Here is a 23,442-nt window from a genome sequence, read left to right as displayed (position 1 = left end):
TCGAAACCCGGTTTCTTTGTCGGAGTCCACAATATCTGATAATATTTAAATTATTATATAGTATTCATCACGATCGCATTAACTCTCATTACAATCAAGACAACCTAAAGGAGGTAATAGTATGTTGACAAGCGATCTCAATGCTCTACTTGACCAACAAGCACTCCAACGCCAAGATTCCGAATGTCGCTATATTACCGATCGCGTCAACTGGGAACAATATGAAACATTACTCACCAGAAGTGGGGATACTTCCGCATATCGAGTCACGTATTTAGATGGAGTCTTAGAAATTATGTCACCTTCCCGCCGCCATGAAAACAGAAAAACTCGCATTGGAGACCTTTTACTCATTTACTTTTTAGAAGCAGATATAGACTATTTTCCATTTGGTTCTACCACCCTACGGCAAGAGGAAAAAAGAGGCGGGACGGAACCTGATGAAGCTTACTGCATTGGTACAGACAAAGAATTTCCCGATTTAGCAATTGAGGTTGTTGTTACCAGTGGTGGCCTGAATAAATTGGAAGTTTACAGACGGTTAAATGTTAAAGAAGTTTGGTTTTGGCAAAATGAAAATTTTAGCCTCTACTACCTGCGAGAAGAAATTCCAGTTCAATTTGTCCAAACCTGCGGTTATGAGCAAATCAGTCGCAGTGAAATCCTGCCTAATTTAGATATAGAATTGTTGGCAGAATATGTTCGATATCCGAATTCCCTCGCAGCAGTTAAAGAATTTCGACAACGACTGATTGGATGAGTTGAGTGTTGTAAGTGTAAATGGGTTGATTTCCGATCATCGCACACCAGGCCAGAAACCGGGTTTTTTACGAAAAGACGCGTTGCTACCGACAGATTAGGTAAAAACCCGGTTTCTTTGTCGGAGTCAGTAAGTCCTGAATCTTACTCTATGGGGAAGCCAGGAATCAGTAGATCGATTTCTACCATCAGTTGCATGGTTTCTTTGAGCGCAACCACCACCTTTTGATAGTGCAGTACATCATCAAAGGATAAGGTGCGTTTGGCTTTCTTACGGTCTTTGAGCCATTTATCTAAAACCTGATAACCCCCAATTTTAAACTCCCAAACTTCGGGGGCGATGCCTTCAAAATAGCGGGTTTTGTTGATATAAACTCGCTGTTCAGCGGGTTTATAGATAACTTCGGTAACGGCATTGTCACCATCGCCACTCATTTTAGTAATCAGCTTATTAAGTTTTTTCGATTTCATCAGGTGCAGGTCTACCAATGCCTGACCTTTTGCACCCAAGTCTTTAAATAGCTGGTCATTGCGGGTCAACGGCACACGAGGAAAGTCGATTTTGAGAAACTCGGCGTAGCGTTGGCGATAGGTAGGGCTATGGAAGATGGCGTAGATGTAGTAAAAGATTGCTTCTGGTGTGGGAATGTAGTCAAGCTTGTCTTGGATTGAACTTAAAAAACCTGGAAATAAATTTTTAGTCCTTTCAGTAAATAAACTACCCTGTTCATTGGCAGTATCAGGATAGGTGTATAGAGGAAATAATTGTCCGTATCCTTTGTTACTAGAAGTAATACGATTATCAACAAGACAATTGGTGGCAAGAACATGATTGAAGATACCTTCAGGTACTTGGCGCACAGTGATCAATCCTAAATTCTCACCTGTCAACATATGGTTCATCACATTTCCACGAGGCAAACTATGAAACCCTTTCCCATTACTCGTATAGTAGGTATAACGAATGTCAAAAGGACGATAAAGTATTGGTTTAATTTTTGTTTCTGAAAGACCTGATAATCTTAAATCTTTTTGAGCTAATTCAACTTTCCAGTCTCTTGTATTCTCTGGCAATTCATAAAATTGAATTGCTTCATTAGGGGAAATACTTGAAAATTTATTAACTGTTTTCCATACATCGTCTTGACTAAAGTGAATCGTTAATGAATCCCGTGCTGTCATGATTCCGGGACTGTTTATATTAAAGATTTCTGTGATTTTACAACCCTTTTCATATTCTGTAAGCAAGGTGATGTTTTGAGGAATAAAAAGGTAAAAAGGCGATTGAGGCTTAAGATTATTCCACGCAATCGTATCAATATCTAAGTTGCTAAGAGCTTCATATTTGTCTGACCTACTTCCCCAAAGTTCAGAATGATGTGTTTCAGCAGATGATGATTTTCCAGGCTGTTTAATGAAAATTCCTATACTTACACCTTGCTGAATGTCAAAAACATTTTGATCGGGTTCTCCATTAGGAGATATTTCTTTTTTATTAGAATTTCCATGAAGATCCAAAATATAGATATCCGAAAAAGTTTGGATCAGATTTTGACGCATTCCTCGAAAAGTCGGATTATCTAAATATCCATGATTGGTGATGAGTGCTAAAACCCCAAATCCAGTTTCATTAATACGCCATTGAGAAAAACGAATGAATTTTACGTAATCATCTTGCAATCCTTTTGAATTCTTCTCGTCCAATGGCTGACCATCAACTTGATAGTAGTCGCGAACAAGACCACTAATCCATGCTCCTGTGTTTGACGACTCGTAAGAGTAAGGCGGATTGCCTAATACAACCATCACAGGTGTATCTCGCTTCACCGTCGAAGCTTCATTTGCTTCTTGTGCCACAAACTGACCAAACAAAATCTCTGATTTTTTCAGTGCCTCATCCAGCGTATTGGTGAGGTAAATGCCTAATCGTTGTTTGTCCTTAAATTTGTAACCAAGTTCTTGAAGTTCTAGCCCTAGCTTCAGGTGAGCAATGGCATAGGGAGCCATCAATAACTCAAATCCAAACAACCGATTCAGCAAATTATCTCGCACATAGCTATCCCACTGATTCGCCATGCCAATTTCTTCTAAATTGCGGTAAATTTGCTTGACCACTTCATACAAAAATGTACCTGTCCCCGTTGCAGGGTCGAGAATTTGTACTTTCGGCTTTTGTGTTACTGGATCTTTGGCGTTATCAGCTAATCCCAATGGCAAATCGAAGCGGTCTTTGAGAATAGCATCAACCGATCGCACAATAAACGACACCACAGGTTCCGGTGTATAATAAACCCCTCGACTCTTTCGCAAAGCCGCATTGTATGCCGCCAAAAACGTTTCATAAAAATGCACCACCGGGTCTTCTTGCCGAGTGCGCTGCCCAAAGTTTTCGAGAATACTGCCCATATCAACCTGAGACAGCAATTGCACCAAATCGTCGATCGCCCAATCGATCTGACTGACTGCATCCGTTTCGACGATCGTATTAAACAATCGCTTCAAAAATGGGTTTGTTGCTGGAATATACGTGCCCGCCGTGCGCCGAGTAAACGGTTCACACCCTGGATTTTGAGCATGACCAACTCTTGCCGTAAATAACCCATAAGAAATCGTCTGAGCATACATATCAGCAAAGTCAGCATCATTCAAATCGGGCAACAACACCTCACTAAAGCCCTGTTTCAGTTGATGCAATTCACCGTCTTTCCTTTCTCCCTCCAGCGCAGTTGTTGTTGCTAACCGGATTGCCTTCGTCAACCTCGCCATCTGTCGCGCCAGGTCTTCAGGACTGCTGATAATCTCGCCTGTATAGTTGATAAACTGATCTAGCAGAGCCGCAATTTTTTCTGTAGCCCTTATTTGCAGCTTATTCTCATTACGATCTGCTAAAATTTCCTTCTGCCTGCGCTTCCCATTCACATACCAACGAAACTCTAAATAATTGGTCAATACTAGATTAGGAAACGCTTCTATATACCGCTGCAATTGCTCCGATTTTTCTATCTGATCCAGGTCTAGCCCAACGTCTTTCGCTTCTACATAACCCACCAGTAGTTCCCGCCGCCGCACGGTAAAGTCTGGAATTCCTGCCTTGTTGCCTTTTTCTTCAATGACGGCATCAATGCCCTTGTCTGAGTCATCCAGCAAATCTTTCAGCGCTGGATAATGGCTGCGCTCGCTACCTTTTTGCAGGTTATTTTGAATCGACTTGAGGTAAGCATCAAAAGATATAGACGGCATTGAATCAGTTCCCTGGTTTAGTTTGGAAATGTTTCCTGAATTCGTTTAATGCTATTATAGTAGATAGAATAGTCCTGGAGATACGGGCCCAGAAACCGGGTTTTTTAGGAAAATACTTCGTGGCTACCGACAGATTAGATAAAAACCCGGTTTCTTTGTCGGAGTCAGTAAGCCCTATATGGATTTATTCTCTTTTTCGCTGACCGAAAGGTAAAAATCATGAAATGTCGCTGTTATTTCTTAATTTTTATCCTTATTGGATTATCCTTAACAAGCTGCGAACAGGCGAAGTCATTTCAAGAAATAGATCGAAAATTTAAAAATAGTAATGCGATTGAACAACACAATTTTAACTTGCAAGCGGGCGATCGAACGGTCGAGCGAACTAACAACATCCAAGCAAGTCCGAAGAGTGGGAAGTTCTATCGAACTACCAACTCACCGGAAGAAAGTGCGATCGTGTTAGGAATTTTCGCGTTGTGTTTGATGTGTTATTTATTAGTTTGGAAGTTTCGCGGGAGGGAAGAAGCTAACAAGATGCTGAGAAGAATCAGAAGAAGAGTGAAGTGAGGATAGATACTTGCTAAACCTCATTTTTTCTTAGTGCGGTTGCGTTTTCTCGATTCAGCCGCCGTATTTTTTGCTTTTTTTTGTTTTTCTTTACTTGCCTTAGATCCATTGACAGCACTATCACTTATCGGTTGGCTGGAAAATCCCGATGTCTCGGAGTTTTTAGCTGCCATTATAGGAGCAATGCTAGCATTATATATCTCCTGAAATTGTGTTAGACCTTCCCCCGTACTCATATCAAACCCTGCTTGCTGACCGAGCGTTACAAAGGATTTGGCAAATCCAAATTTAGAGGAATCTTCCATAATCTCCTTAAATTCCGGCTCGATATCCCGCAGGTATTTGATAATTGAAGTGGCATTTCGCAGTTTAAATTCTCGCTTCAAAAATTGCCAGAACGCCAATAATTCCGGGATAGCATCTTCACCTTCTTCCGGCGAAAGCAAACTCACTTTCCTGGGAAACAACTCTTCGACTACAGTTGCCACATCTTCCACTTTCATGCTAGGCAGCGTAAAACCTTCATAGCCGAAACCGTAATAAATGAACTGCGAGATCCAAAATCCCACGTCTGGATAAGTTTTACAGTATTCTTCTCCTTCGGGAGAATTGACAAATAGCTCGATTAGCGTTTCCTGATAATCTTCCAGGAGTGGTTCTGCTTCGTCATAATCTAGGCCATTTAGTTGGCGGATATTAAAAGGTTGATCTGACATAGTTGAAAATTTTTTAATTTAATTGACGTTAGCTCTAAGGTTAGTACAATTTTTGCAGTTCTATTAATTCTTTAGGATTTCATTATATTTAAAAAATCTCCGATCGAGGTATATTTGACTAGCACCGATCGCCCGTGACTATTTAAACCAAGCTAGCATTGTATAGGGCGATCGCCCGTCTCCACCGAAGAGCGAAAAATGTGATATAATATCAAGTAAAAGTATAATTGTTTGAGCTTGGAAGTCCGCCACTTCAAATTAGGAAGTCAACACAACAGTTTACAGCAATTATTGAACGAGACGGCGACGGATATGTATCCCTTTGCCCCGAACTTGATATTGCCAGCCAAGGTGACAATATAGAAGCAGCGCGACGAAATCTGATCGAGGCGCTGGAACTATTTTTTGAGACAGCAGATCCTTCGGAAGTCAATAATCGGCTGCATAGCGATCGCCCTTCACTACAACCTACGAAATATTTTCATAATAACGTTGAATCTTATCTGCAAAAACCGGAATCAACCTGCTAGCTGTATACTCTAGTCTCATGCAATTCCTCTTCTTGGCTAAACTGAGCTAATTCCTTGAGAATTTCACGGCGCTTTACAGTACGCTGCTGTTTATATGCGATCGCACTTGCCAAGCTAATCCGCCGCTGGTTTCCTACTTTTCCATAGACAATTTCCCCATCATCGAGCAATTTGACTACAAATTCTGGCGACACATTCAGCAAAGTCGCCGTTTCTTCAACAGTCATATCTTGCTCAATTGGCACTAAAGACACTGCTTTACCAGCCGCCATTAAATGTGCAGCTTGACACAACAATTGATAGAGAGATTCAGGAAGTGCGATCGCTTCCCCGCCAACTTCCACAAGTTTTACTTTTAATGTCTCAGTATCACCATTTTCTGTCTTGAGACATAGCATTTTATCCAACAATTTGATAGCCTTTGTTTCTTCCTCAGTCGGTAAAATAGGGTCGAGTAGTATTTTTTGCCTGTTCATGAAAATGTTTCCTGAATTGGTTTAATGCTATTATAGTATATTATATTGAATTTATTAATGACTGTTGATGTCTGACTTAGAAAAAGGTCTAGCCGCTTTTAATAACCAAGATTATACCCAAGCCTTTACCTTGTTAAAACCACTAGCCGAACAAGGAAATGCCGAATCCCAGTGCATCATTGCCAGTATGTACCATTTAGGATTAGGTCGAGAAAGGATAATATTAGAAGCAATTAAATGGTACATCAAATCCGCTGAGCAAGGCTATGGTGTTGCCTCAAACAACTTAGCAGGAATTTATCTTTGCGGTGCTGATGGTGTAGCAGCCGATCGCACTGAAGCAGAAAAATGGTTTCAAAAAGCCAGAGAACAAGGATTTTCACATACACCTATTTCCAGTGGATATTTAAACCAAGCTAGCATTGCATAATATCAAGTCCGGTGGCATCCTTCTAGCATGGAGGGGGCGGGTTTACGAGATTATTAATTTTAGTCAATTATTGTTGGTAAAACCCGCCCCTACAACATTGGAAATCAACCAGACACAATCTCAAACAAACCCCAAACAAAAACCCGGTTTCTCCAAGAAACCGGGTTTAATCATCCGCGTTAATCCGCCTTCATCTGCGGTTGCAAAATCCTACAACTGCTTCACCTCAGAAACCAATTTGGCAACCACATCCTTAGCGCTACCAAACAACATCATCGTCTTATCCTTGTAGAACAACTCATTATCTACACCGGAAAAACCAGCACTCATCCCGCGCTTAATCACGATCGTATGTTTGGCCTTATCAACCTCCAAAATCGGCATCCCGTAAATCGGGCTCGCCGTATCGTGACGCGCCGCCGGATTCACCACATCATTCGCACCAATCACCAAAGCCACATCCGTTTCTTCAAACTGCGGATTGATATCGTCCATATCGTACAACTGCGGATAAGGCACGTTTGCTTCCGCTAAGAGCACATTCATGTGCCCCGGCATCCGCCCAGCCACCGGGTGAATCGCGTATTTCACGTCAACACCCATTTTTTCCAAACCGTCGGCTAACTCGCGCACCGCGTGCTGTGCTTGCGCTACAGCCATCCCGTAACCCGGAATAATTACAACCGATCGCGCATAACCCAACATCATCGCACTTTCTTCGAGATTGATGCTGCGAACAGTTTTGTCGATCGCACCAGCAGCCCCAGCAGCAGCCCCAGCACTAGCACCACCGCTACCAAAGGCGCTAAACAGCACACTAGAAAGCGATCGATTCATTCCCTTGCACATGATTTGCGTCAAAATAATCCCCGACGCGCCCACCAATGCACCAGCGATAATCAGCATATTGTTCATCAAAATGAACCCAGCCACACTCGCCGCAATCCCCGAATAAGAGTTAAGCAGCGACACCACCACCGGCATATCGCCACCGCCAATCGGGAGCACAAACATGATTCCCAGAATATTGGAAATCGCCACCAAACCCAGGAATACCGGCACATTTTCGGGATTCGTCAGCATATAACCGCTGCCGGCTAAAAGTGCGATCGCCAGCATGGCATTAAACGGCTGTTGCAGCGGAAACGTCATCGGTGCACCCGGTAGCAATTCTTGCAGTTTCGCAAACGCCACAAGGCTACCAGTGAAAGTAATTCCGCCAATCAACACACCCAAAAGGATCGTGATTGTCGCGTCTGGAGTTGGCGATTGGGGGATGCTGAGATAGCGCCAGAATTCGCCCACAGCAACGAGTGCAGAAGCCGCGCCCCCAAAACCGTTAAGCAAACCCACCATCTGCGGCATATCCGTCATCGCGACGGTTTTCGCCATAATTGTTCCCAAAATGGAACCGATGATAATTCCGACAGCAATCAATTCGTAGCTGATGACTTGCTTTTCCAGCAAAGTACCGACGATCGCAATTAACATCCCGATCGCAGCTAACACATTTCCTTGACGCGCGGTTGCAGGGGAACCCAACTGTTTCAAACCGATAATAAACAAACATGCGGCAACTAAATAACCTAGTTGAATGCCACTGGGCAGAAAATCGCTCACGCTTTAACCTCTTTTTTCTTGAACATTTGCAGCATTCGATCGGTTACTAAGAAACCGGCGACAACGTTAATTGTGGCCAGGGCGATCGCGATCGTCCCCAAAATCGAAGTAACAGTCACATTACCTTGGCCTGAAATCAGAATTGCACCTAAAACGGCAATTCCCGAAATCGCATTCGATCCCGACATCAAAGGTGTGTGCAGCGTCGGCGGGACTTTATTGATTACTTCAAATCCCACAAACGACGCTAGAGTAAACACCACTAAACCTGCAATCAATCCTTCTGCCATAACAATTGGTAATTGGTAATTGGAAATTGGTGTGAAATTAACGCTAAAGTCCTTTATATCTCTCGTTTGTTGCCGAGTCTCGATCCCCCTAAATCCCCCTTAAGAAGGGGGACTTTGAATACTTCTTGTTCCCCCCTTCTTAAGGGGGGCTAGGGGGGATCTGGCCCTAGTCACCAAACAAAAAAAGCCTTTTTGGGAGATATTTAATCAGTTCTTCAGTCCTCTTCAGAGGACTTTAGCTTTGAGGCAGGGGTTTCAACCCTTGCCGGACTTTGCCTCATAACGACCGAATCTAACTGACGGCTGAAGCCTGAGCCGTCAAAGCATCCCGCACCCGCTGATTACTAATTTCACCGTCGCGGGCAACACAAGCACCAGCAATGATATCGTCTTCAAAATTCAAATTGAGTTCCTTATCTTTCAGCATCAACTGAAGTAAAGAGGAGATATTCTTCGAGTAAGTTTCGCTAGCGTGGACAGGCATCGACGAAGGCACATTAATCGGGCCGATGACATTAACGCCGTTCCATTCAACATCTTTTCCCGCTTCCGTGCATTCGCAATTGCCGCCTTGTTCGCCCGCGAGGTCAACAATTACCGATCCGGGCTTCATTTGAGAAACCATTTCTCTAGTAACTAAAATAGGTGCTTTTCTGCCGGGAACTTGAGCGGTTGTAATCACTGCATCGGAAGCGCTGACGTGTTGGGTGAGCACTTGGCGGGTGTATTCTTTAGCCGCTTCTGATAGTTCTTTAGCATAGCCTCCGGCGGCGACGGTTTCTTCCTTGAGTTCGACATCAACGAATTTAGCGCCCAAACTTTGCACTTGTTCTTTTGTTTCCGGGCGGATGTCGAAAGCTTCGACTACCGCACCCAAACGACGCGCCGTGGCGATCGCCTGTAAGCCAGCAACGCCCACACCCATTACCAATACTTTCGCGGGGCGAATTGTACCCGCCGCCGTTGTCAGCATCGGAAAATATTTCGGCAAAGCGGCGGCTGCGATCAGTACCGCTTTGTAACCGGCGACGTTAGCCTGAGATGACAGCGCATCCATGCTTTGAGCGCGGCTGGTGCGCGGGATCATTTCCATGCTGAAGGCCGTTACTTTGCGATCGGCTAAACGCTGCACTAAAGCCGGATCTCCCAGAGGATTCAAAAATCCGATGAAAACGCCTCCTTCCCGGAGTTGATGAACTTCTGATTCTTGCAGGGCTCCGATTTTCACGACGACATCGGCTTCGCCCCACAGCCTAGCGGTATCGGCGACAACCTGAGCTCCCGCTTCTTCGTAAGCAAGATCCGAGAAAAAGGATTGTGCGCCGGCACCGGCCTCAACCCAAACTTCGACGCCCTGTTTGACTAATCGGGCTACAGCGTCGGGTACTAAAGCCACCCGGCGTTCCCCTGCTGCTATTTCTTTTGCGATCGCTAATTTCATGAACTCTCCTTATTTAAGCCTTCCTAGGACGGTTGAAACCGCGCCTACACAGACAAAACCTGCCTCTGCAGGTTTCTTGAAGTGCGATTTTTAATCGCCCGATGCCTTGCTTTACATTGAAGCAGCCGTTCCCCTAAACTTCTCTCGTTGATACTAAAGCCGATCGCCCAAATTCGACCCGTATCTTTAACTTATCTTATACATTCAAATTCGCTAAATTGTTAAGTTAGCCACAGATTATGATATAATTTTATGTCGCCTAATTCTGTAGTTAGAATGTCAGTTATCAGTATTACGCAAAAAATACGCAAAAAATAATTGACGATCGAGCAATTTGTTCGGAGGTTCCCAGATTCAGCGTTTCGGAGACTTAGGATGGAGGCACAGAAAAGCGTCGGGTTCTAACCAGCCCCCAGATTCATTCTCAAAGCAGACGGGAGTAAATCTAAAATCTAAAATCTAAAATCTAAAATCGGCTCGCCTTCATCAAATTGCTGAGACATTCGATATATTGTAGGCACGATCGCAAATTTCGGGCGATCGATATTAAAGGTTCACCAAGAGTTTAATTAGAGGAGTTGTTATGCGACGATTATTTTCAGCACTAGCGGTTACAGGTTGCTTGGTGGCTGGATTACCCGCCATCAGTTTAGCCCAGTCCATGCCAGGATTCACGATTTTCGGCGGCCCCGAACGCGCCAACCAATTAAACTATCGCTTGGATTACGGTACAGCCGGGATGAGTGGCGATAGATATCGGCTGCGAATTCCTTCCAACAAAGTAAGTTTGGCGATCGCCCAACTCAACATATCCTATCCAGACTACTACAAAGGCGAATTTGACCAAAAAGACATTAAAGTGCGCGTCAAAAACAAAACAATAGAATTGCAAGAAGTAATCTGGGACAAAGAAAATCGATTCATAGAAATTTATCCCACAGAACCAATTGCCGCCGGCAACAATGTTGAGGTTGTACTCTCCAACGTCAGAAACCCATCCCCTGGCGGAATGTACCATTTCAACGTCCGCATCCGCACCCCTGGGGATGTTCCCTTGCTGCGTTACCTCGGTACTTGGCTGTTGAGCATTAATTGAGGGAAGAGTTCGGGGAAGGAATTTCTCGTTATTCAAGCGATCGCGACAGAAAAATTTAAATGTGGCGATAGTTTTCCTGAGAGCAAAAATTTAACAATCCTCAAATCTTGGTTTTCCTCACATCTTGCACCATTCTCAAGAACAGGCTTTCCGGCCTGTTCCACAAAGAGTGAATTTTCTTGTGGAACAGGCCGGAAAGCCTGTTCATAAAAAGCTTATTGAGAATGGTCAACATCTCAGTTTTCGGGAGTTGTGAAAATAGAACCTTCGGCTCATATCGCAATTCTCAATGATTGGTAATAATGAGTCTAGGGGCAGTCCCCCGATAGTTGCCCTTCGCTAATTAGGGGTAGGCTTAGGGGCGCTACCCCTAAAAAATGTTTACCAATCAAATAGGATTGCTCTAGCCGTACTTGCAGCATGAATCTACTAGCAAAAATCAAAACAATAAAACTTCCTCCAGCGCTGAGATCGAGAAATTATCGCCTGTTTTTTGCAGGACAAGGCCTCTCACTGATTGGCAGTTGGATGACGCAAGTCGCTACTATTTGGCTTGTCTACAATTTGAGCGATTCACCTTGGATGCTCGGCGTGGTCGGATTTACAAGTCAAATCCCCACATTAATTTTACTGCCTTTTGCAGGAGTTTTAATCGATCGCTGGAACCGCCACCGAGTCCTAATTGCCACTCAAATATTAGCAATGGTTCAATCCTTAGCGCTAGCATTTTTAGCCCTAACAGGAGTCGTTAACATTTGGCAGATCCTGGTACTGAGTTTCTTTCAAGGCGCAATTAACGCCTTTGACGCGCCGGCACGGCAAGCTTTTGTACCGGAACTTGTAGAAAAGAAAGAAGATTTAGCAAATGCGATCGCGCTCAACGCTTCCATGTTCAACGGCGCCAGATTAATCGGCCCAGCAATTGCAGGTTTGCTAATAGCTACAGTCGGGCCAAGTTATTGCTTTCTCATTGACGGGCTCAGCTACATCGCTGTAATTGCAGGCTTATTAGCGATGCAAATCAAGCCCCGAAAAATTGCAGCAACTAATACCAAACCCTTACAAAGATTAAAAGAAGGATTCGTTTATGCCTTCGGGTTTCCCCCGATTAGAGCAATTTTACTGCTATTAGCATTAGTCAGTTTTGCCGGAATGTCCCACACAGTTTTAGTCCCAATTTTTGCCACCAAAATTCTGCAAGGCGACGCAGAAACCCTCGGTTTTTTGATGGCATCTTCGGGAGTTGGCGCCTTCGCGGGCGCGATTTATTTGATTTCCCGCAAAAGTATAGTTGGCCTCGGCAAATTGATTGCGATTTCACCGGCAATTATGGGATTTGGGCTGATAGGTTTTGGCTTGTCCCACGTCTTGTGGCTCTCATTAATCATGATGTTGTTTGTGGGGTTTGGTTTCATTATCCAATTTGCCGGAGGAAACACATTTTTGCAAACAATTGTAGAAGACGACAAACGCGGAAGAGTGATGAGCATATACACGATGGCATTTTTTGGAGTGACACCCTTTGGGAATTTAGTTGCCGGCGGATTGGCCAATTATATCGGCGCTCCCAATACAGTCATCATTGGAGGAATAATTTGTGTTGTAGGCTCCATAATTTTTACCAAACAGTTGCCAGCTTTAAAAAACTTAGTTCGGCCAATTTATCAAAAAATGGGTTTAATTTCCCAGTAACAATTTACCGTCAAATCACAAAGGCCAACCTTAAACAAAATTCCCAAAGCTAATATCTGACTGTCTCTCTAGCAACCCTCAACAATTTGTAAACTTCTCTCTTCTCTTTCTCTGCGCCCTCTGCGCCCTCTGCGGTTAAAACATCCAAATTAATTACGCAACCAGAGTTCACCATTCTTGTTGGGCTTCAGCTTCAGCTTGAATTAAATTTTGCCGCAGTTGCACCCAATTAATTTGATGAGAGGGCAAATCTTCGATGAGCTTTCCGCGCTGTAAATGCAGAATTCGCGTGCTAAATTGCTCAGCTAATTCTAATTGATGGTTTACCATGACAATTGTGGTTTGGCCGTTTGTTAGCTGTGTCAATACTTGCAAAAGGTGGGCGGCTTTTCCGGCGTCTAGGGCGGATGTTGGCTCATCTAAAAGCAAGACTTTTGGTTGTAGGATGATGCCGCGGGCGATCGCCACGAGCTGTTTTTGGCCTGTAGAAAGCTGGAATTCGCTGCGATCGAGCCATTCTTGGGGTATGTGCAGTTGTTCGATCGCCCCGTTAATTCTCTCAGCAATGTTTGATGCAGCCACCCCCCGCAGCTTCAAAGGATAAGCCAATGCTTCTCGCACCGACATTCCCAAAAGCTTGGATTCTTGCAGGATGAGGGTGATTTGTTTGCGGAGTTCGATCGCAGGTATTTGGCGATATTCTGTATTTTCCAGATAAATCGAGCCACTGGTGGGAGTGCTGAGTCGATTTAGCAGCCGCAACAGCGTTGTTTTCCCCGCACCTGAAGGGCCAACAATTGCCACACGATCGCCCTTGTGTACCTGAAACGATATATTTTCCAACAAATAACTTGAGGCGATCGGTGTTTTCAAGCTTACCCCGTCAATTCGCAGTTGAGGATTGGTTTCTGTATTATTTTCAGAATAATTAGGCATTGAATTCATAAAAAATCCCAAAAAGTTGCACATATTTCGATCCCCCTAAATCCCCCTTAAGAAGGGGAGTAGGGGTTGACTTTGATCGGAATCTTGTCCCCCCCTTATTAAGGGGGGTTAGGGGGGATCGGACTTCTATGCAACGACCTATAAAATTGGTATGAGTCGAGGACGATCGCAACTAAATTCATCCGTGTATCCGTGTCGTTATCCTTTTCATTCTCAAACTTTTACAGATTTTTCTAAAGGAAAACCCAGCTTTTCGCGCTGTTCCAAATAAAGCTGAGCAACTCGCCGCGCCAAGTTACGAATTTTGGTAATGTAGCGGGTTCTTTCCGTTACAGAAATCACACCTCTAGCGTCGAGCAAATTAAAAGTGTGAGAACATTTTAACACATAATCAAGACTCGGCAAAACCAATCCTTTTTTTGTCAATTGTTCAGCTTCTTGCTCGTACAATCCAAATAGAGTAAACAGCAATTCGGGATTGGAAGCTTCAAAGTTATAAGTACACTGTTCTATTTCTCCTTGCAGGTGAACGTCGCCGTAAGTGATGCCATCTTTCCACTGAATTTTCGTCATCGCATCGACTTCTTGGAGATACATTGCTAGGCGTTCTAGTCCGTAGGTAATTTCAATGGAGACGGGGCGACAGTCAATGCTACCGCACTGTTGAAAGTAGGTAAATTGGGTGATTTCCATGCCGTCGAGCCAGACTTCCCAGCCGACGCCCCAAGCTCCGAGGGTGGGCGATTCCCAGTTGTCTTCTACGAAACGAATGTCGTGGTCTTCTGGGCTAATTCCTAATGCTCTGAGGGAGTCTAAATAGATGTCTTGGATGTTGGGAGGAGAGGGTTTAATTAAAACTTGATATTGATAGTAATGTTGGAAGCGGTTGGGATTTTCGCCGTAGCGGCCGTCGGTGGGGCGGCGACAGGGTTCGATGTAGGCGACTGACCAAGGTTCGGGGCCGATTGCTCTGAGAAAGGTGTGGGGATTCATGGTTCCTGCACCTTTTTCTGTGTCGTAGGATTGGGCGATCAGGCATCCTCGATCGCTCCAGAATTTGTTTAAGGTGGCAATGACTGATTGAAAATTCACTGGTTTAAATATGGCTAGTATGTGTCTCAACTTATTTAAGCATACTCAAGGCACGGTTTACTCAAATAAACCGTGCCGAAATTAGATAAGAGATACTGAACGTATCGCTGGATATTTAACTTCTTTTTTCAGGTATATTGTATCGATCGAGTTATTGCGATGGATAATAGCAATGTTTTCTAGATCGATACTCGCATTGCGATCGGGCGCGTTGAGTCACTAACCGACGCAAAGTGGCGGATACATAACTCCTGCTGCTGTCTGTAAGTGTTTGTAAGCATGAGCTTTGGCTAAGCGCACCCAAGCTTCTAGGAGCAAGTATCGATCGAGTTCGACTCTGTGTTATCCTCAGAGGTAATAAAAGGAAAAGACCTGCAAATCAATCCGTGTTTACTTCGTCCCAATGGATCATCTATCTCAATTTTTATAGACTCCATATAATTACCCTGATACCCCAGAATTGCCAGAAATACGCGCACAACTAGGTTTGACAACTTGCGAAGTTCAAGAGCTACATCCACTCCACCAAATCCTTCATGAACAATCTTGTCTCTTATTGTTATGAACTCTAATTCGGGAAATAAGTCTTCATATGGCACACTATAAGTCTTAAACATTTCCTTGAGGCTAGTTCGTAAATTTCCTATCTGATTGTAGGAACCACTAGCAAAAGACTTTTCAACTTTAAGCGCAAAAATATTATATTTTTTAAGATCATCTTGGTTATTAATACCTTGCGGGAAGTCCGATACAACCTTTAAAATCTGGTGTCTGATTTGTCGGTAAATATTCGTAGGAAGAAGGCTCTTACTAGCATTGCTCAAATGTTTTTTGTTTAAGGATTCTAAAACCGTACATAAAAGTAAGAAATTCACTGCAGCCATAGGGCTAACAAATGTATCAATGTACCAGCTTAAGGCTAAACCTACACCTTTATCGCTGAAGGTTTCCCATGTCAAATTTTTAGCACACTGCTGCATGAATTGATATAAATGAGGTGATTGTATAACAGCTATTCCCCTTGCTTCACTACGTAGTTGTCTCCCTGACCAGTATTCACTTTTTATCTGAAAATGCTCATACCTCACACCCTTGATGCTATATATTTTATCAACGCAATGCCCCGATGCAAGTGAAAGAAGTGATATGAGCCAAGCACAATAAGTCTCATAGGAATCTTGTTCATTTTCAAGAATATTTCTGAGTGTCATCTCTGCGCTTAAGATACCACTTTTATTTGTGCTTTCTCTAGTTGAAACGGACTCAATACACATTTCAGCTTCAAGGTTTCCAATTTGAGCTGACAAATTCTGTATAACTTCTATATTTGCAAGACCATACACAATTTCTTGGGTTCCTCCGTCTTCTAAAGAATCTAAATTGTAATCAATGTACAAGTCCCTAAGTCTAACTTGAGATTTACCCTCTTGGTCGATATTTTCAGAGTTGTCAAACCCAAGCGTGACTTGAAAGTTGACATCAGCAATAATCGCCTTTATTTTCCATCCCTCAACTGTTTTGCCTTCTATCTCGTAATCACCCTCATATGGTTGTTGAACCATCTCTCTTTCAAGTCCATCGAGTTCCCAGAATTGCAGAATATCTAGTTGCTCTGTTGTCACATCTTTCAACTGATAAATGGGAGAAGATTCATAAAATCTTTTCTGACTAATATCTTGATTTAGTTGCGAGTTCATTTCAAACAAAATATTGCCGTTTACATGGCAATATATATTAGCGTCATTAATTTGGAGCGGCTGAGTATCTTCTTCGTGAAACTTCTTAAATATTCCTGAAAAACTAAACTGGTTCTTAAGTTCCATACTGGGGTCTCTAGAGAGTAAATAATCCTGTTGAAATTATGAGGTTGATTAAGTAGGTGGTATGCTTTAATACCACACAGCTTAACAATTTAAATCATAGCACAAATTAAGAAAAACCGCTTGGCATGGTATAGTACCCATCTTGGATTCGCATCGACAACTCATGAAAACAGACACCATTTTCTACAGCCTGTTTCAGGAATTTCCCCGCTTCTTCTTTGAACTGATCGATCGTTCCCCAGACGAAGCCACCGCCTATGAATTCACCTCCCGCGAAATCAAACAACTCGCATTCCGCATCGACGGGTTATTTCTCCCCAAAACCGAAGAACCTGAAAAACCATTTTACTTAGCTGAAGTTCAGTTTCAACCCGATGCCGACTTGTACTACCGCATCTTTGGCGAACTCTTTCTCTATCTGCGACAATACAAACCCCTCAATCCTTGGCGCGTCGTTGTCATCTATCCCAATCGCCGCATCGAACACGAACAGATGCTGCAATTTCAGGAACTCTTAACCAGTCAGCGCGTCCAACGGATTTACCTTGATGAATTGCCAGAAGCCGCCGATCGATCGCTGGGAGTGAAAGTTGTTAAACTGGTAATCGAGCCAGCAGAGACAGCAGCAGAACAAGCACGGCAGTCGATCGCAATGGCCCGACAACAGATATCCGATCCCACCGTTCAACGCGATTTAATTAACCTCATCGAAACAATTATCGTCTACAAACTCCCCCAGAAAAGCCGCGAGGAAATTGCCGCCATGTTGAATTTAAGCGAACTCAGACAAACTCGATTTTACCAGGAAGTCAAGCAAGAAGGTTTAGAAGAAGGACTCGAACAAGGACTCGAACAAGGTGAACGGCAGGCGAAGTTAGAAGCCATTCGTCGGATGATCGCGTTTGGAATGAATTTAGAGACGATCGCGCAATTATTAGATTTGTCTCTCGAATTTGTTCGCCAAACAATTAACAAAATCCAACGGGAATCGATGTCACTCCCCCAACAAAATATCGACTCATTTATCGAACTATTAACTCAGCAGCGATCGCTCTTCGGGGCCGAACAATTAACCGAACTAGCGCAGCTAATTGAACCCTTATCCGATGAGATAGATCTCCTTTCAGAAGCGATTTCATCCTGGGCTGAAAATTACCCTTCAATTCAGGAAGCTCAAGCCCAACTCCTCGAACCACTACCGCCGATCGCTAAGGCATCCGAAAAAGCAGCAGTCAGCGGAGAAAGTAGCGAATCTCAAATTGGCGATCGCCTCAACAAACAAGCTCTCAAAAATGCCATTTTATTGTAGCTATAATTCGGAGGTTGAAACCGCTACTACACAAACAAAGCCCGCCTTCGCGGGCTAAGAAATAAAGGGGTTATTTAAGCCAAATTGCCACGAAAAAACAGAACAGTCAGAACCCCGACTTCTTGAATTAGTCGGGGTTCTGACAGTGAAAAAGTTGAGATTACTTTCTAGTTTAGTCTGCAGGAGCGAGGGAAACTAACAGAGTGATGTTGTCAACGCCGATGACATAAACCGTGTCTCCTGGTGTGAGGGTGATTTGGCGATCGCACCGTGCGGGCCACCAGCTACCTTGGAAGCGGACGCGACCTGTTTGATTCGGGTAAATCGATTCATCAACTACTGCTTCTTCGTTGAAATAGTTAAAATTGGTGTTGATGTAGTTGTCGATTAACATATTCTTTTCTGTGCTGTAAGTTTGAGAGGAAAAAATAGAACCGAAAGCTTTTATTACGTTAAACATTTTCTTGACTCCTTTTGTGTTAATATATATCGAAGTTTAATCGCCTATTTTGTGTTCTTTGAACAGTAGCATTTCCTGGTTGAAATTGATTACCAGGTTGTTCATGCTCTGATTTAGTCTGCGGGAGCGAGGGAAACTAACAGAGTGATGTTATCAACGCCGATGACATAAACCGTGTCTCCAGGTGTGAGGGTGATTTGGCGATCGCACCGTGCGGGCCACCAGCTACCTTGGAAGCGGACGCGACCTGTTTGATTCGGGTAAATCGATTCATCGACGACTGCTTCTTCGTTGAAATAGTTAAAATTGGTGTTGACGTAATTTTTGATGAGCATATTGTTAGCGGCGCTGTATCCTTGGGTAGAGAAAATCGAGCCGAAAGCTTTTACTACGTTGAACATGATATTTACTCCTGTGGTGTTAAAATATGGGGATGTGTAATTGTGTGTTTATGCTATTTGAGAGGCTGCATTTCCTCGGTTAAGATTGATTGCCTTGATATTTCATTGTTCCTGCCTTCCGTGGTTTTATCAGGATAAAAGGCAAAGAATTTTTGAAATGTTGAGGGGATTTGCGAAGCGGTTGCGGGGAGTATAAATCCAGTAATTCCGAGGTATTGAATTAAGGATTTCATGGTTGAGCAGTTGGTGGGATTTACCTTAAGGGTAGATGTTGTTAGCTACATTAGAGATTGGCTGATTCCGCATTACTGCTGCTGTGAAGATGTTTTATTTTTGGGTTGAATTTTTTGGTTGAATTTTTTGATTGGGTTGTGACTCACTTGCTTTACATTTACTAATTTGCCAGGAGTCGAATGTCTGTGGTGCGATCGCCAGTCCACTTTCCGAGTCTGGTACTGGCACATGACACTCCTAAACCCGCAAACAACCATTTTATAAAGGTTTTTGCCTAAATATCACGCTTGTAGCTGTGCCAATTTAGCCAACTGGACTACCGCAAACAGTGAATTATGAACTTACGCAATCTCGATCGCCCAATCAGGAATATCCATAAATATCTAGTCCGTAACTGACGCACCAAACCTCTAAAAACCCGGTTTCTGACAGCCAGTGCGCCATTAGGGGCCCGTAAGCGGATCAATGATATAAGCAAGTAAACTTGGCAACTCACCCACCCTCCCCATGCGATATTGAGGTGTACCTACCTATTTAGGCATAGACAATAGGCGATCGAGACTGACGCAGATATCAGGAGGCGGTAGGAGTTTTTGCTCGATGCAGGTCGATCGCACCCTGTTATCCAATTATTGAACAGGTCGAACTTAAAATCCATTCATAAATTCAGAATCTTAAATTCATAAAAGTCATAATTAGAGACAACCTGCTTGATACTGCATAATTGTTACAGGAATTCTGAATAAAGTTTTAGCTAATTGAGACAAACCGAACTTGAATTTAAGCGACTGCGGCAATTCTTGTACGGAAACTTCTACGAAGCCAAAGCGAGTATAAAATGATGCGAGTCGCTTTCCCAAACATTCTAAATATAGCGGTTCTGTAGCTTGTTGAATTAAATATTTTGTGAGGTAGCTTCCCAAACCTCGATCGCGCCAATCTTTCGCCACCACCAAACTGCCCAATTCTTGCGCGCCCGCAAAGTTCCGCAACTGCCCGCAAGCTGCCAATTTTCCCTCGCATTCGATGACCCAGAATTGCTGCCAGCGCAACTGAGTTGGATCGAGTTTGGCGCTCCAAACTAACCTTCTAATTGATTTGATGTCTTGAGCTGAGGCTGGGCGGAGGACGCATTGTGGCGGCAACGAAAAAGAACTTTCATTCATGATGATTCCTGTTGGCTGTCTCGTTTGGCTTGGGCTTTCAACATCCTTTCTTTTAACCGTGCATTTCTCTCGGCAATTTCGGGATTTCCCTCATACCAAGGCGGAACATCGTCATAATCGGGAATTCCATCATCTATCAGATAGCGCGCGTTGGGTTGCTTGGGATAACCTGCGGCCAATCCTCCAGTACAGATCGCAAATAAAGCTGTATTGTCAGCAGCTTTTAATGCTCTCTTTGCTGCGGGAGAAACTCTCACAATATCGCCGCCCTCAAGTGTCAATAGTTCCCCATCTACAACCATCAGACCCTTGCCTTCAACTACAATATAAACTTCTTCTTGTTCTGCGTGGCTGTGAGTAAAGGTGTAGCCCTCGCCCGCCGGCAAGCGAATCAAACCTAAAGCTACTCCTTGCAGATTTAGCTGTCGCCAAGGGTTGGTGAGTTGGGGCAAATTCTTAAAGTCAAAGTGAGCTTTACTAAATTTATTGTTATTTTCAGAATCTAGTTCCATAGTATGTATTTAAGTAGAAGAGGTGTTACTGGAAATTATACCCGCTAGCCGCTTCAAAATGCGAAACACTTCGTAAAGTTCGTTTCCTGGACTCCCAATATCGAAAAGTTTAGACACGGCATACTCCGGTATGTCTCCTTTGGTCACTTTGATAAATCGAAAACTGCTACCATTTGTCAGAAGCCCAAATGTTACTGGTTCTGGACTGGGGTCATTCAGCATATAAAATAGTAACTGAGGAAGTCCAGCTTCAACGGAATATTGTGCTCGCTTCGCTTCGATAGCAACCACCCAAAAAGATTCAATTAAAAGCAGAACATCAATACTTCCCCTGACAAGTATACCTTCATCCACGGTGACAAGTTCCACCGATTTTTCTGCTTCTATATGAAATGGATTCAGGTATAAATCTGCTAAAAAGAGCAATGGAGCAAGTACCACCATTTTTACGGTATCTTCTATCATGGAGTGGTCGGCACTGTTAGTATAGCCAGCCTTTACTTTGTCTAGATATCGCTTTTCTTCATCAGTAATTTCTGGTAAATCGTCAATCCACTCCCGGAAGAATTGCTCGTCTTCACAAAGTTGGAAGTTAAATTTTGTTTTGACATCGTGCAGGGTCAGTGTTTTTGCTTGAATGCTTGGTGTCATAGTTTTATCTAGTTATTTATTAGTTGGTATGTATTCTAGCATATCAACTGTCGATCGCCTCCAACAACACCTCCGCGCCAAACCTTACCGCATCGGTACAAGGCAATCCCGTTTCTGCTTGAACTTCAGCTATTGCTAACAGCGCATCAGCCTCATTTAAGTGATGAGTGTTGAGGGCGATCGCGCTCACTTTTCCCCCTGCAAAAGCACCCGCAGCAGCAGCTAACATTTCGTACAATTCAATTACTTTTGATAACCTGGGAATCGATACGTGCGGGTGATTGCGAATGCTAGTTTGTCCGGCTCGGTGCGCTAAAATTAAGTGAGTTGGCTGCGAACCCCGCAACAGCGGCAGAGTCGCCGTCGAACCCGGATGCAATAGCGAACCTTGCCCTTCTACGTGCAGAATATCGCATTCAGAACCCAATTTGATCGCCATTTGTTCGACAGCACCAGCGGCGAAATCAACTCGCACTGCATCCAAAGGAATGCCTTCATTTCCAATCATTAAACCCGTTTGTCCCGTTGCCAAAAACTTGGAACGCAAACCTCGCCGCAAGCAAGTGCGATTAAGTTCCAGACTGGTTGACATTTTGCCGACGCTCATATCTGTGCCCACAGTTAACACGCGGCGGCAGCTTAATTTAGCAGCAGCAGCAGAGGCGATCGCACCGACAGATTTCGGTTCCTGACGCACGTCCCAAATCCATTGATTTTCGGTTAACGGAACTGTTATCAAAGGTGCAAGTTTCGCGTGCAAACCGTTGACAACTGACAAACCTGCTGCTACCGCTTGATTAATTTCTGGCAGCCATTCCGCAGGCAAAACACCGCCGGAAGGAGCGATACCAATTAGCAGAATATCCGGCGCAAATTGCAGTGCTTCTGCAACGGAAGCAACTATCGGTACTTGTTGAGGAATGCCAGTTAATTCAGGTAAAGATTGTCCGGCACATTGGCGGTCTATTACTGCTACAATTTGTGCTTCGCTGTAGCGCAAAAATGCTAAACCTGTTTTGCCGGAAGAACCGAGAATTCCCTCGTGCAGCAGGATTGCAACTTTACCCTTTTTGATCGGATAGTTTTTAGTCATTGGTTCACTTTTGAGACGGGCGATTTTAGATTTTAGCTTCAATCTAAAATCTAAAATCTAAAATCTAAAATCGATTGGGTGTTAGCTGTGATTTGGGTTCAGGGTAAGATCATTCGGATCTTCTCCCAATTCTCGCAATCTGGCCTCTAGTCGCGAGGCTCGCTGGCGTTCCTGTTCCGCTTGTTGTTGAGCAGTTTCCGCTTGCTGTTGAGCGGCTTCCGCTTGTTGTTGAGCGGCTTCCTCCGGCAACAAAACTAAATTGCCAGATTCATCGAAAAAACGCACCCAAGTCGCTGTTTCTCGATCGACAATTCCTTCCCAAGTGCCCAACCAAAAACCTAACGTTTCGCACCACAGCCAACCCCGCTCGTTGGGCACTAACGGCTGATAGCGCAGGTTGGGATCTAAACGCCATCCTTGCAAAGAATTCGGCTCGAAAGGATCGAAAACAAAGTAATCAGGAGTTCTAAAAACCTGCTCGTAAATATCCTTTTTTTTGCCGGTATCCTGATTTGCCGTTGACGGCGACAGCAGTTCCACAATGACATCCGGGTAACGTCCGTTTTCTTCCCAAACTACCCAGCCTTGTCGGGAAGGATTGCTGTCAACACCCAACACAGCGAAAAAATCCGGGCCTCGGAAATCCTGATTGCGAATCTGTTTAGCGCTGTAATAAATAAACATATTGCCACCGACAAAAAAATCGTTTCGGTTAGCTAAACCTTGTTCTACGGAACGGATTAAAACGGTCATTGCTATACGGTGGCGGTTGCTTTCCATTTCTGCACCATCATCAAAAATTAAATCAGTCGGTGGCTTGTGTTCTTCAAAGAAAAGCTTGGCTTCTCTATCAATTTGCTCTCCTATTGATTCCACTGGCATCATACTATCTCCAG

The 23,442-nt window shown here is 43.8% G+C and carries 23 protein-coding genes; 7 read left to right on the top strand and 16 right to left on the bottom strand.

The window, feature by feature from the left end; genetic code table 11:
- Positions 1-121 precede the first annotated feature (121 nt).
- On the top strand, positions 122-760 hold the full coding sequence (locus tag QT987_RS06995; RefSeq protein WP_333238491.1) for a Uma2 family endonuclease: 639 nt from the start codon (positions 122-124) through the stop codon (positions 758-760).
- Between the two features lie 143 nt (positions 761-903).
- On the opposite strand, the gene QT987_RS06990 is transcribed toward QT987_RS06995, so the two are convergent.
- Positions 904-3,999 carry a type ISP restriction/modification enzyme gene (locus QT987_RS06990; RefSeq protein ID WP_333238489.1) on the bottom strand — a complete coding sequence of 1,032 codons (3,096 nt, stop codon included), beginning with the start codon at positions 3,997-3,999 and terminating at the stop codon, positions 904-906.
- Between the two features lie 219 nt (positions 4,000-4,218).
- On the opposite strand from QT987_RS06990, the gene QT987_RS06985 reads away from it, so the two are divergent.
- A complete protein-coding gene (locus QT987_RS06985) occupies positions 4,219-4,569 on the top strand; it encodes a hypothetical protein (RefSeq protein ID WP_333238487.1) in 351 nt (116 codons plus the stop codon).
- A gap of 20 nt (positions 4,570-4,589) precedes the next feature.
- On the opposite strand, the gene QT987_RS06980 is transcribed toward QT987_RS06985, so the two are convergent.
- Positions 4,590-5,285, bottom strand: coding sequence for a hypothetical protein (locus QT987_RS06980; protein WP_333238485.1), 696 nt, complete (start codon positions 5,283-5,285; stop codon positions 4,590-4,592).
- Positions 5,286-5,512: 227 nt separating this feature from the next.
- Here QT987_RS06980 and QT987_RS06975 point away from each other — a divergent pair, with 227 nt between their 5' ends.
- A complete protein-coding gene (locus QT987_RS06975; protein ID WP_333238483.1) occupies positions 5,513-5,815 on the top strand; it encodes a type II toxin-antitoxin system HicB family antitoxin in 303 nt (100 codons plus the stop codon).
- Here QT987_RS06975 and QT987_RS06970 read toward each other — a convergent pair.
- Entirely contained in the window at positions 5,812-6,291 is a 480-nt protein-coding gene (locus tag QT987_RS06970; RefSeq protein WP_333238481.1) for a helix-turn-helix domain-containing protein, read from the bottom strand. The two genes, QT987_RS06975 and QT987_RS06970, sit on opposite strands and share 4 nt — an antisense overlap.
- Before the next feature lie 67 nt (positions 6,292-6,358).
- Between QT987_RS06970 and QT987_RS06965 the strand changes: the two genes are divergently transcribed.
- A complete protein-coding gene (locus QT987_RS06965; RefSeq protein ID WP_333238478.1) occupies positions 6,359-6,721 on the top strand; it encodes a tetratricopeptide repeat protein in 363 nt (120 codons plus the stop codon).
- 210 nt (positions 6,722-6,931) lie between these two features.
- Here QT987_RS06965 and QT987_RS06960 read toward each other — a convergent pair whose 3' ends face one another.
- From QT987_RS06960 to QT987_RS06950, 3 genes are all read right to left on the bottom strand, one after another.
- Positions 6,932-8,341, bottom strand: a complete 1,410-nt coding sequence (locus QT987_RS06960; RefSeq protein ID WP_333238476.1) for an NAD(P)(+) transhydrogenase (Re/Si-specific) subunit beta — start codon at positions 8,339-8,341, stop codon at positions 6,932-6,934.
- Positions 8,338-8,631, bottom strand: coding sequence for an NAD(P) transhydrogenase subunit alpha (locus QT987_RS06955; RefSeq protein ID WP_106150865.1), 294 nt, complete (start codon positions 8,629-8,631; stop codon positions 8,338-8,340). Before QT987_RS06955 ends, QT987_RS06960 begins: the two co-directional genes overlap by 4 nt.
- A gap of 292 nt (positions 8,632-8,923) precedes the next feature.
- On the bottom strand, positions 8,924-10,072 hold the full coding sequence (locus QT987_RS06950) for a Re/Si-specific NAD(P)(+) transhydrogenase subunit alpha (RefSeq protein ID WP_333238474.1): 1,149 nt from the start codon (positions 10,070-10,072) through the stop codon (positions 8,924-8,926).
- A gap of 583 nt (positions 10,073-10,655) precedes the next feature.
- Here QT987_RS06950 and QT987_RS06945 point away from each other — a divergent pair.
- On the top strand, positions 10,656-11,168 hold the full coding sequence (locus tag QT987_RS06945; protein WP_333238472.1) for a DUF2808 domain-containing protein: 513 nt from the start codon (positions 10,656-10,658) through the stop codon (positions 11,166-11,168).
- A gap of 420 nt (positions 11,169-11,588) precedes the next feature.
- Positions 11,589-12,860: an MFS transporter gene (locus QT987_RS06940; RefSeq protein ID WP_333238470.1), complete on the top strand. Its 1,272-nt coding sequence runs from the start codon at positions 11,589-11,591 to the stop codon at positions 12,858-12,860.
- 168 nt (positions 12,861-13,028) lie between these two features.
- On the opposite strand, the gene QT987_RS06935 is transcribed toward QT987_RS06940, so the two are convergent.
- The 3 genes from QT987_RS06935 to QT987_RS06925 form a co-directional block, all read right to left on the bottom strand.
- Positions 13,029-13,796, bottom strand: coding sequence for an ATP-binding cassette domain-containing protein (locus tag QT987_RS06935; protein WP_333238468.1), 768 nt, complete (start codon positions 13,794-13,796; stop codon positions 13,029-13,031).
- A 222-nt stretch (positions 13,797-14,018) separates the two neighbouring features.
- A complete protein-coding gene (gene glyQ / locus QT987_RS06930) occupies positions 14,019-14,897 on the bottom strand; it encodes a glycine--tRNA ligase subunit alpha (protein ID WP_333082767.1) in 879 nt (292 codons plus the stop codon).
- 308 nt (positions 14,898-15,205) lie between these two features.
- On the bottom strand, positions 15,206-16,720 hold the full coding sequence (locus QT987_RS06925; protein WP_333238466.1) for a hypothetical protein: 1,515 nt from the start codon (positions 16,718-16,720) through the stop codon (positions 15,206-15,208).
- 163 nt (positions 16,721-16,883) lie between these two features.
- Between QT987_RS06925 and QT987_RS06920 the strand changes: the two genes are divergently transcribed.
- Entirely contained in the window at positions 16,884-18,029 is a 1,146-nt protein-coding gene (locus tag QT987_RS06920; protein ID WP_333238464.1) for an Rpn family recombination-promoting nuclease/putative transposase, read from the top strand.
- Between the two features lie 172 nt (positions 18,030-18,201).
- Here QT987_RS06920 and QT987_RS06915 read toward each other — a convergent pair whose 3' ends face one another.
- The 7 genes from QT987_RS06915 to QT987_RS06885 form a co-directional block, all read right to left on the bottom strand.
- Positions 18,202-18,489, bottom strand: coding sequence for an NfeD family protein (locus tag QT987_RS06915; protein ID WP_333238462.1), 288 nt, complete (start codon positions 18,487-18,489; stop codon positions 18,202-18,204).
- A 113-nt stretch (positions 18,490-18,602) separates the two neighbouring features.
- Complete coding sequence (locus QT987_RS06910) at positions 18,603-18,890, bottom strand: NfeD family protein (protein WP_333238460.1); 288 nt, start codon at positions 18,888-18,890, stop codon at positions 18,603-18,605.
- A gap of 929 nt (positions 18,891-19,819) precedes the next feature.
- Complete coding sequence (locus QT987_RS06905) at positions 19,820-20,290, bottom strand: GNAT family N-acetyltransferase (RefSeq protein ID WP_333238458.1); 471 nt, start codon at positions 20,288-20,290, stop codon at positions 19,820-19,822.
- Positions 20,287-20,802 (bottom strand): cupin domain-containing protein, encoded by a 516-nt coding sequence (locus tag QT987_RS06900; RefSeq protein ID WP_333238456.1) that lies wholly within the window; start codon positions 20,800-20,802, stop codon positions 20,287-20,289. The genes QT987_RS06905 and QT987_RS06900 overlap by 4 nt, the downstream gene beginning before the upstream one ends.
- Positions 20,803-20,811: 9 nt before the next feature.
- Entirely contained in the window at positions 20,812-21,453 is a 642-nt protein-coding gene (locus tag QT987_RS06895) for a type I restriction endonuclease (protein ID WP_333238454.1), read from the bottom strand.
- Between the two features lie 43 nt (positions 21,454-21,496).
- Entirely contained in the window at positions 21,497-22,546 is a 1,050-nt protein-coding gene (locus QT987_RS06890) for a DUF1611 domain-containing protein (RefSeq protein ID WP_333238452.1), read from the bottom strand.
- Positions 22,547-22,627: 81 nt separating this feature from the next.
- Positions 22,628-23,428 carry a Uma2 family endonuclease gene (locus QT987_RS06885; protein ID WP_333238533.1) on the bottom strand — a complete coding sequence of 267 codons (801 nt, stop codon included), beginning with the start codon at positions 23,426-23,428 and terminating at the stop codon, positions 22,628-22,630.
- Positions 23,429-23,442: the final 14 nt, after the last annotated feature.

This window comes from Microcoleus sp. SVA1B4, from assembly GCF_036700545.1.
Taxonomy (GTDB): domain Bacteria; phylum Cyanobacteriota; class Cyanobacteriia; order Cyanobacteriales; family Microcoleaceae; genus Microcoleus.
Note: the sequence above shows the minus strand (reverse complement) of the source record. Positions and strands in the feature narration are given on the sequence as shown.

Coding starts and splice junctions, on each gene's coding strand:
- QT987_RS06995 (WP_333238491.1), top strand. CDS start 122: ATGTTGACAAGCGATCTCAATGCTCTACTTGACCAACAAGCACTCCAA.
- QT987_RS06990 (WP_333238489.1), bottom strand. CDS start 3,999: ATGCCGTCTATATCTTTTGATGCTTACCTCAAGTCGATTCAAAATAAC.
- QT987_RS06985 (WP_333238487.1), top strand. CDS start 4,219: ATGAAATGTCGCTGTTATTTCTTAATTTTTATCCTTATTGGATTATCC.
- QT987_RS06980 (WP_333238485.1), bottom strand. CDS start 5,285: ATGTCAGATCAACCTTTTAATATCCGCCAACTAAATGGCCTAGATTAT.
- QT987_RS06970 (WP_333238481.1), bottom strand. CDS start 6,291: ATGAACAGGCAAAAAATACTACTCGACCCTATTTTACCGACTGAGGAA.
- QT987_RS06965 (WP_333238478.1), top strand. CDS start 6,359: ATGTCTGACTTAGAAAAAGGTCTAGCCGCTTTTAATAACCAAGATTAT.
- QT987_RS06955 (WP_106150865.1), bottom strand. CDS start 8,631: ATGGCAGAAGGATTGATTGCAGGTTTAGTGGTGTTTACTCTAGCGTCG.
- QT987_RS06950 (WP_333238474.1), bottom strand. CDS start 10,072: ATGAAATTAGCGATCGCAAAAGAAATAGCAGCAGGGGAACGCCGGGTG.
- QT987_RS06945 (WP_333238472.1), top strand. CDS start 10,656: ATGCGACGATTATTTTCAGCACTAGCGGTTACAGGTTGCTTGGTGGCT.
- QT987_RS06940 (WP_333238470.1), top strand. CDS start 11,589: ATGAATCTACTAGCAAAAATCAAAACAATAAAACTTCCTCCAGCGCTG.
- QT987_RS06935 (WP_333238468.1), bottom strand. CDS start 13,796: ATGCCTAATTATTCTGAAAATAATACAGAAACCAATCCTCAACTGCGA.
- QT987_RS06925 (WP_333238466.1), bottom strand. CDS start 16,720: ATGGAACTTAAGAACCAGTTTAGTTTTTCAGGAATATTTAAGAAGTTT.
- QT987_RS06920 (WP_333238464.1), top strand. CDS start 16,884: ATGAAAACAGACACCATTTTCTACAGCCTGTTTCAGGAATTTCCCCGC.
- QT987_RS06915 (WP_333238462.1), bottom strand. CDS start 18,489: ATGTTTAACGTAATAAAAGCTTTCGGTTCTATTTTTTCCTCTCAAACT.
- QT987_RS06910 (WP_333238460.1), bottom strand. CDS start 18,890: ATGTTCAACGTAGTAAAAGCTTTCGGCTCGATTTTCTCTACCCAAGGA.
- QT987_RS06905 (WP_333238458.1), bottom strand. CDS start 20,290: ATGAATGAAAGTTCTTTTTCGTTGCCGCCACAATGCGTCCTCCGCCCA.
- QT987_RS06900 (WP_333238456.1), bottom strand. CDS start 20,802: ATGGAACTAGATTCTGAAAATAACAATAAATTTAGTAAAGCTCACTTT.
- QT987_RS06895 (WP_333238454.1), bottom strand. CDS start 21,453: ATGACACCAAGCATTCAAGCAAAAACACTGACCCTGCACGATGTCAAA.
- QT987_RS06890 (WP_333238452.1), bottom strand. CDS start 22,546: ATGACTAAAAACTATCCGATCAAAAAGGGTAAAGTTGCAATCCTGCTG.
- QT987_RS06885 (WP_333238533.1), bottom strand. CDS start 23,428: ATGCCAGTGGAATCAATAGGAGAGCAAATTGATAGAGAAGCCAAGCTT.